Below are 6071 nucleotides of genomic sequence, written 5' to 3'. Positions count from 1 at the left end.
ACCCCCCAGGTCTTAGAACCTAGTTTCAGCTGGTCAGTCAACCTTATCGCCGCTCACCGTGTCACCTATCCGGCGCGTCTGTGATCATGTCGATTACCTATCCGACGAACGGCGAGATTCATCCGCAAACTCGGTTGCCCATCTGAAAACGTCGGCAAAGTGTCGGCGACAGAGCGCCCATGATGTCCATCGGCAGGTGATGCACCTGCTTGGGCTACGACTCGGCGATCAAACGATTGCATCGACAACCAGTTACGCGCCCACTCGGAGCGGCACCCAAGAGCCCAACGCCTGTTAGTCCAACAGAGTTAACCCGTCTGCGCGCACGGTTGCGCGCGTAGACACCGGTGCAACTCCCGACTTAGGTATATGCCACTTCACCATCTACTGCTCGGGGGAGCCGCGCCATGACCGAGACGCCCAGCAGCCACAAGCTCCCGCTGGACGACGACAGCATCCGTCAGTACATCGCCGAACACGGCTCACTCGAGGAAAACCAGAAGATCACCGGCGCGATCCTGCTTTATGTGACCGAGGAGGTCGTGCAGGGCCGGACCGTTTACGGCAGACACCGCATGTACCCGCTCGGGCCGATGAACCCGCACGACGAGTGCGGACTGCTCATGAAGGCCGCCCACGACGCCGTCAACTCCTAGTCGACGACCCGCTCCCGCTTCTCCGAGCCCTGCTCCTCCGACCACGCCGTCTGCACACCCTCGCTGGCGAACTCGTAGTGCGACGCGACCGCCGGAGGTTCCGCTGGATCATCCGCCGCGACGTAGCCGCGCGCCACGAGAAGTGCGTCGACGAGGTCTTCGACGAGCTTCTGCTCAGACGGCTGCAGCTGGCGTGCCTTCTCTCCGATTCGGCGGGTGCGCAGTCCTGCGTCCTCGCCTGCCTCGGCGTAGGGAGCCGGATCGTGGCCCGCGGCGTCCATCCAGCGCGGGATCGAGATGTCCGCGCCGGCAGCCTGGAGAGCCCTGGCGACCTTGAGCACGTTGTCCGCGCGCGGGCGGAACGGCTTGTCGAGGTCGTGCGCGGCGTAGCCGCGTTTGAGGTTGTTGACAGTCTGCGGCGACACGCCTGCTTTGTCGGCGAGTTGGCGGTCGGTCCAGCCGAGGGACTTCAGCGCGGCGCGCAGCATGGGCCCGAGCTTCCACCCGGACTGCTGTGACTCATCGGCGCGCATGCCTCGGGATCATTCCGTAGTGGCGCGGTCACTGCCAATGATCCTGTCGCAGGTCACGTCGGAGATTGCGTCATTTGGGTCAGTCCAATCAGGTGAGGGCTTGAACTTGGATAGAATTGGATTTAGATTGGATCGCATGAGCAACTCGCCTCCCACCCAAGGGCCCGGACTCCGGCAGGCGCGCATCGATGCCGGCCTCACCGTCGACGAGTTCGCCGCCCTGGCCCGCATCAGCAAGGCCACCTACTACAACGCCGAGAAGGAAACCCACGCTCCCAACCCGCACACCGCCCGCCGCATCCGCAGCGTGCTGGAGCAGATCGCCGCCTGCCCACGCATCGACCGCGTCTCCGAACTCGAAGCCAGGGTCAACGAGCTGAGCCAGCGGCTCGACCAGCTCGTCGACGCGAAGGCCGGGGCCGTGGCATGAGCACCGACATCGCTGCCATCCGCGCCCGGCTCTACGCCAGCGACGACACCCCGCCACAGGTGGCCTACAGCGCACGCGACACCGCGGCCGCCCTTGGTGTCGCCGAGCACCGCATCTGGTCGCTCATCCGCGACGACGAACTGCCCGCCACCAGGCGCGGACAGCGTTACCTCGTCAGCGGCAGCATCATCCTCGCCATCAAGCCGGACGCGAAGGTCAACGATCCCCGCAAGGTCATCGACCCGGCCAAGGCGTACTACCTGAACGACCTCGCAGCACTGCTCGGCGTCAACTACGGCGTCGCGCAGCGCCTCAGCCACGACAACCTGATCACCCCGGACCGCCACCTCGGCACTCGCCCGCTGTTCTACGGGCGCACCATCCTCGCGTTCCTCGAAGGCCCCGCCGAGCCGATGCGCTCCAGCGCCTAAACCGGCGCCGAGTTCCCCAGGCGCGTACCCGCGCCGCCTTTCCCATCGCACGCCTCAGCCGTAGTCGCCCGCGCGACCAGCGGCCTATTTCGTGCACCCGAAAACAGGAGTGACCCGTGTCTGAGACGCAGCCCGTGCAGGGCCAAGACGTGATCGAGCAGGACTGGTTGGTTAAGGCGCTCGGCGTGGTGCAGAGCGAGCGTCAGCGGCTGGCGGAGGTCGAGGGACGGATCCGCAGGCGGCTCACCACCGCACTCGGGCCCGGTGGCAGCCGGTCCGTGTACGACCCGCAGCACCTCGGCAAGAAGGACTGGAAGGGTTGGAAGGCCACCGCGACGGAGATGGCCTACCAGGCCTGTGTCGACGATCGGTCGAAGGCTGAGGAGTGGGTGCTGACGAAGTACCCGGAGAAGGCGGAGCACCGCGAGCGCATCTCGCCGGAGGTGCCGGAGCGCGAGGTGCTCAACGTCCTCCGGCGGCACGCCAAGCACATGCTGGAAGAGGTCGACGAGGTCCCGGACTACGTGCTGCACGAGCTCGTGCAGAAGGCGGCGGCGGCCGGGCAGCCGATCGGGTTCGGTGGCGAGGTCGGTGAGAGCGCCCCGCCGGGGATCAAGGTGACCCAGCCGGACTCGTACCTGTCGGTGAAGTTCTACGACGCGGCCGGCGACATCATCGCGTCGCTGCGCGCGGACGAGCGGTTCACGCTGGACACGATCGCCGCGGCGATGGCCGGTGACGAGTGATGGCCGACCTCAAGACACGCCGCCCGAACCCCGCACCGCAGTGGCCTCGCGTGCTGCTGTCCGGAGAGCCGGGGGCGGGCGCGGAGTGGATGGCCGCCGAGCTCACCGCCGACCCGCGGCTGGCCGGGTCGTTCTGGCTGGAGATCGGTGACGACGCGAACGCCGACCTGTACGCGCAGGCCGAGGGTGCGTCGTTTGACGTCATCGCCCACAACAACACGTGGCTCGACATGGACGAGCAGCTCGACGCCGCCTTGCAAACCGTGCGCGATGCGGGTGTGCCGGTCGCGTTGATCGTGACGTCGATGAGCGGCGTGCGGTCGGTGCTCAACAGCGCCGCCACCGCCAAGGGTCGCCGCAGGTACGCCGCCGTGCTGGCTGGCCGGGGTCTCGACCCGGCGGCCGCGTTCTCGTCCGAGTCCGAGGTGGACGTGGGCCCGGACATCCGGACGCTGATGACCGCGCGGCATGAGCAGCTGATCGCGAAGATCCGCACCTGGCCGGGCCCGGTCATCATGACCGCGCGCGAGACCCGCGCCCAGGACGGGCGCTGGGTTCTCAAGGCGTCCGACCAGCTCGGGTTCGACGTGACTGCGTGGATCAGGCTCACGCGCGACGACGAGCCGGAGATCCTGGTGCTCGACACCGCCCAGCACCACCGGATGACCCGCAGTCAGCGTGAGGCCCTGCGCCCGCAGTTCACCCTGCCCCGGCTGATCTGGGAGTGGTCGGGATGCGACGCCAGTACCCAGGCCCCAGCGCCGCGCGTGTGGGATGCCGACCAGGTGATGCCGGGTGAGCAGCCGGCGCGTGTGCTGCAGGCCGTCAAGGACGTCCGCACGCGGGGGCGGGCACGCCCGGTGCGGACGGCGTCGGTACCGGAGGTCGACACGGCCGAGCCCGCGGTGCTGACCCCTGAGCAGGAGTTGCAGGTTCTCCAATACCTGGACGAGTGGATGAGCCTGGGCGAACGCGCCAAGGTCCAGGACACCTGGGAGCGCATGACGACCGAGCTCGGGGACGCGTGCCGAACCAAGCTCGCACCGTTCCTGCACCTGCTGTCCGATCAGGACCGCGAGGCGCTCGGCGATGACGCGCAGGTGCACACGCTGGAAGACCTCGCCACGCGGGCCGCACAGCACGTCCGCCGGACCGGCACCGCCCTGCGCCCAGCCGAGACAGGTGTGGCGTCATGACCACTAAGTGGGGGAAGGCGGGGGTGCGGCTCACTGACCAGGAAGCCGCGCGACGCCGAACGAAGATCCTCGCGCAGAAGCATCACGATGCCACCAGCCGTGAGCGCGATCTCGCCCGTGCACGTCACAACTGGGAGAACGGTCTGGTTGTGCCGTGGCGGATCACCACGGCACTCGACGCCGCTGGCCTGTACGGGCCGGAGGTCGACGTGGCCTGTGGCGCGCGCGAGCCGGACGTGGACCGCTGGGAGGCAGGCGAGCTGTACCCCACGTGGGAACAGCTGATGCTGCTCGCCGAGCTGACCGGGTGCACAGCCCGGTTCTTCACCTTCCACGACGTGGACCCGATCCCAGTCGACGCCACCTCGCTGCGGTTCCACGTGCCAGCCAAGGACCTCATCAGGGATGAGCCGGTGCTGCGGTTCCCGGAGCAGGTGTGGCGTCCCGTGGCCGAGGGGGCGGGCGCGTGAAGAAGACGTCGTTGAAGCGCGAAGCCATACCGCCGCAGACGAAGCCGATGCCACGCGGTAAACCGCTCAAGCGCACTTCGTCCCTGCGGCGCACCGGCGTGGCTGCCGTTCGCAAGGCCAGCGCATCCACCGTCATCCCGCAGGGCGCGAAGGACGCGGTCGACGCACGGGATCAGCGGTACGGGCAGCCGCAGTGCCAGCGCTGCGGGCACCTGATCACCGGTTGGTTCTCGCGGCACCACCGCGACCCGCGGGGGATGGGCGGTTCGAAGGCTGACCCGCATGCGCTCGTGAACCTGGTGCTGCTGTGCGGGTCTGCCACCTCGCGCGGCGGGTGCCACTACGAGGTCGAGTCCAACCGCAAGCAGGCGCGCATCGACGGCTGGCTGGTGCCGGACGGCATCCGCGCCGACGAGTGGCCGGTCCGCCGCTTCGGCCAGCGCGACTACCAGATGCCCGGCGCGGCCGGGTGGGAGCCACACGAGCAGCACCCGCTGCAGGCGATGTGGGAGGCGGCGGCATGACGGAGCTCGTGCGCTCTCTCGGCACGGTGCGGCGCCTTCGGGCGCTTGTCGCCATCGGCTGGACGAACGAGCAGCTGGCCGAGGCGTTCAACCTGCGCCGCCGGTTGGTCCGCGAGTTGCTTGGCGACGTGCACCCGCGGGTCGAGGCGCCGCTCGCTCGCTACGTGGCGCTGCGGTACGAGCGGCTGAGCGGAACCTTCCGCGAGGGCGCCGTGGCGGACGCGATGCGTGCCCACGCCAAGAGCTTCGGCTGGCCGTCGACGCTCGCGTGGCACGACATCGACATCGACGCCCCGCAGGCCCGCGCCCGTGGTTCGGCCTGGTCGAAGGACATCGACGAGGAGATGGTCGGACTCGCCGTCAGCGGCCAACTGCCGGCCGGAGAGAAGCTCCGGCAGTGCGATGCCCGCGAAGCCGTGCGCCGGATGCTGGCGCTCGGCATGCGCACCTGCGACATCGCCCGCCGCGCACACGTGTCCGATCGGACCGTGCACCGCCAGGGCGTTCGCCGCCACATCACCACGGCCGCGGCTTGACCGCCGGTCCTCCATCCAGCACCACGAGGAGACCCGTGAGCATCAACCAGGACTGCGCTGGGCGGTTCGTGTGGGAGCGCGCCGTCCGTCAGTCCGAGCTGCCGTGGTACCTGAAGGCGTTCCTGCTGCTGTTGTGCACGTACATGGACGCGGACGGCAGTAACTGCCGGCCGTCGGCGCCCGCGCTGGAGAAGGTGACCAAGCGGTCGCGGCAGCGGGTGTTCGAGTGGTTCGCCGAGGCGGAAGCGGCGGGCTGGCTCCGGAGCGTGTCACGACCGGGGCGACCGACGCTCCGCGTGCCGTTGATCCCCGCTGTCCAAACGGGTGACCCGTCAGATGAGTCTTACGGGTCGGAGCAGCCGAACCCGTCAGACCTATCTGACGGGTCAGCGGCCGAAGTTATCCACACCCGTCAGACCCATCTGACCCACCCGTCAGACCTGTCTTACGCGACCAAGTCAGAACCAACCAACCAGGGGGCTCCACCGCCCCCTGGACCCCCGCGACCCGACGAGCCGCAAGCGGCCCGCCGGACCGAGCTGGAACCGG

Annotated in this window: 9 protein-coding genes; 8 read left to right on the top strand and 1 reads right to left on the bottom strand. The window is 68.6% G+C overall.

Features of this window, described 5'->3' with window-relative positions:
* Window positions 1-407 precede the first annotated feature (407 nt).
* Entirely contained in the window at window positions 408-656 is a 249-nt protein-coding gene (locus tag ACZ7CD_RS38795; RefSeq protein WP_470380911.1) for a hypothetical protein, read from the top strand.
* Here ACZ7CD_RS38795 and ACZ7CD_RS38790 read toward each other — a convergent pair.
* Window positions 653-1144, bottom strand: a complete 492-nt coding sequence (locus ACZ7CD_RS38790; protein WP_470380910.1) for a helix-turn-helix domain-containing protein — start codon at window positions 1142-1144, stop codon at window positions 653-655. The two genes, ACZ7CD_RS38795 and ACZ7CD_RS38790, sit on opposite strands and share 4 nt — an antisense overlap.
* A 181-nt stretch (window positions 1145-1325) precedes the next feature.
* On the opposite strand from ACZ7CD_RS38790, the gene ACZ7CD_RS38785 reads away from it, so the two are divergent.
* The 7 genes from ACZ7CD_RS38785 to ACZ7CD_RS38755 all read left to right on the top strand — a co-directional run bounded on the left by ACZ7CD_RS38785 (window position 1326) and on the right by ACZ7CD_RS38755 (window position 5522).
* The gene (locus ACZ7CD_RS38785; protein WP_470380909.1) at window positions 1326-1619 is read left to right on the top strand and encodes a helix-turn-helix transcriptional regulator; all 294 of its coding nucleotides are present in this window, start codon (window positions 1326-1328) and stop codon (window positions 1617-1619) included.
* A complete protein-coding gene (locus tag ACZ7CD_RS38780; protein ID WP_470380908.1) occupies window positions 1616-2050 on the top strand; it encodes a helix-turn-helix domain-containing protein in 435 nt (144 codons plus the stop codon). The genes ACZ7CD_RS38785 and ACZ7CD_RS38780 overlap by 4 nt, the downstream gene beginning before the upstream one ends.
* Window positions 2051-2166: 116 nt before the next feature.
* On the top strand, window positions 2167-2796 hold the full coding sequence (locus ACZ7CD_RS38775) for a hypothetical protein (RefSeq protein WP_470380907.1): 630 nt from the start codon (window positions 2167-2169) through the stop codon (window positions 2794-2796).
* Window positions 2796-3992, top strand: a complete 1197-nt coding sequence (locus tag ACZ7CD_RS38770; RefSeq protein ID WP_470380906.1) for a hypothetical protein — start codon at window positions 2796-2798, stop codon at window positions 3990-3992. The genes ACZ7CD_RS38775 and ACZ7CD_RS38770 overlap by 1 nt, the downstream gene beginning before the upstream one ends.
* On the top strand, window positions 3989-4462 hold the full coding sequence (locus tag ACZ7CD_RS38765; RefSeq protein ID WP_470380905.1) for a hypothetical protein: 474 nt from the start codon (window positions 3989-3991) through the stop codon (window positions 4460-4462). Before ACZ7CD_RS38770 ends, ACZ7CD_RS38765 begins: the two co-directional genes overlap by 4 nt.
* Window positions 4459-4986: an HNH endonuclease signature motif containing protein gene (locus ACZ7CD_RS38760; protein WP_470380904.1), complete on the top strand. Its 528-nt coding sequence runs from the start codon at window positions 4459-4461 to the stop codon at window positions 4984-4986. The genes ACZ7CD_RS38765 and ACZ7CD_RS38760 overlap by 4 nt, the downstream gene beginning before the upstream one ends.
* Window positions 4983-5522 (top strand): hypothetical protein, encoded by a 540-nt coding sequence (locus tag ACZ7CD_RS38755; protein WP_470380903.1) that lies wholly within the window; start codon window positions 4983-4985, stop codon window positions 5520-5522. Before ACZ7CD_RS38760 ends, ACZ7CD_RS38755 begins: the two co-directional genes overlap by 4 nt.
* Window positions 5523-6071 lie beyond the last annotated feature (549 nt).

Source organism: Lentzea sp. NPDC036949 (genome assembly GCF_055608075.1).
The sequence above is the reverse complement of the archived record's forward strand: the minus strand, read 5'-3'. Positions and strand labels throughout refer to the sequence as shown.

Excerpts from the sequence above, each read along its gene's own strand:
- ACZ7CD_RS38795 (WP_470380911.1), top strand. The coding sequence starts at position 408 with ATGACCGAGACGCCCAGCAGCCACAAGCTCCCGCTGGACGACGACAGC.
- ACZ7CD_RS38790 (WP_470380910.1), bottom strand. The coding sequence starts at position 1,144 with ATGCTGCGCGCCGCGCTGAAGTCCCTCGGCTGGACCGACCGCCAACTC.
- ACZ7CD_RS38785 (WP_470380909.1), top strand. The coding sequence starts at position 1,326 with ATGAGCAACTCGCCTCCCACCCAAGGGCCCGGACTCCGGCAGGCGCGC.
- ACZ7CD_RS38780 (WP_470380908.1), top strand. The coding sequence starts at position 1,616 with ATGAGCACCGACATCGCTGCCATCCGCGCCCGGCTCTACGCCAGCGAC.
- ACZ7CD_RS38770 (WP_470380906.1), top strand. The coding sequence starts at position 2,796 with ATGGCCGACCTCAAGACACGCCGCCCGAACCCCGCACCGCAGTGGCCT.
- ACZ7CD_RS38765 (WP_470380905.1), top strand. The coding sequence starts at position 3,989 with ATGACCACTAAGTGGGGGAAGGCGGGGGTGCGGCTCACTGACCAGGAA.
- ACZ7CD_RS38755 (WP_470380903.1), top strand. The coding sequence starts at position 4,983 with ATGACGGAGCTCGTGCGCTCTCTCGGCACGGTGCGGCGCCTTCGGGCG.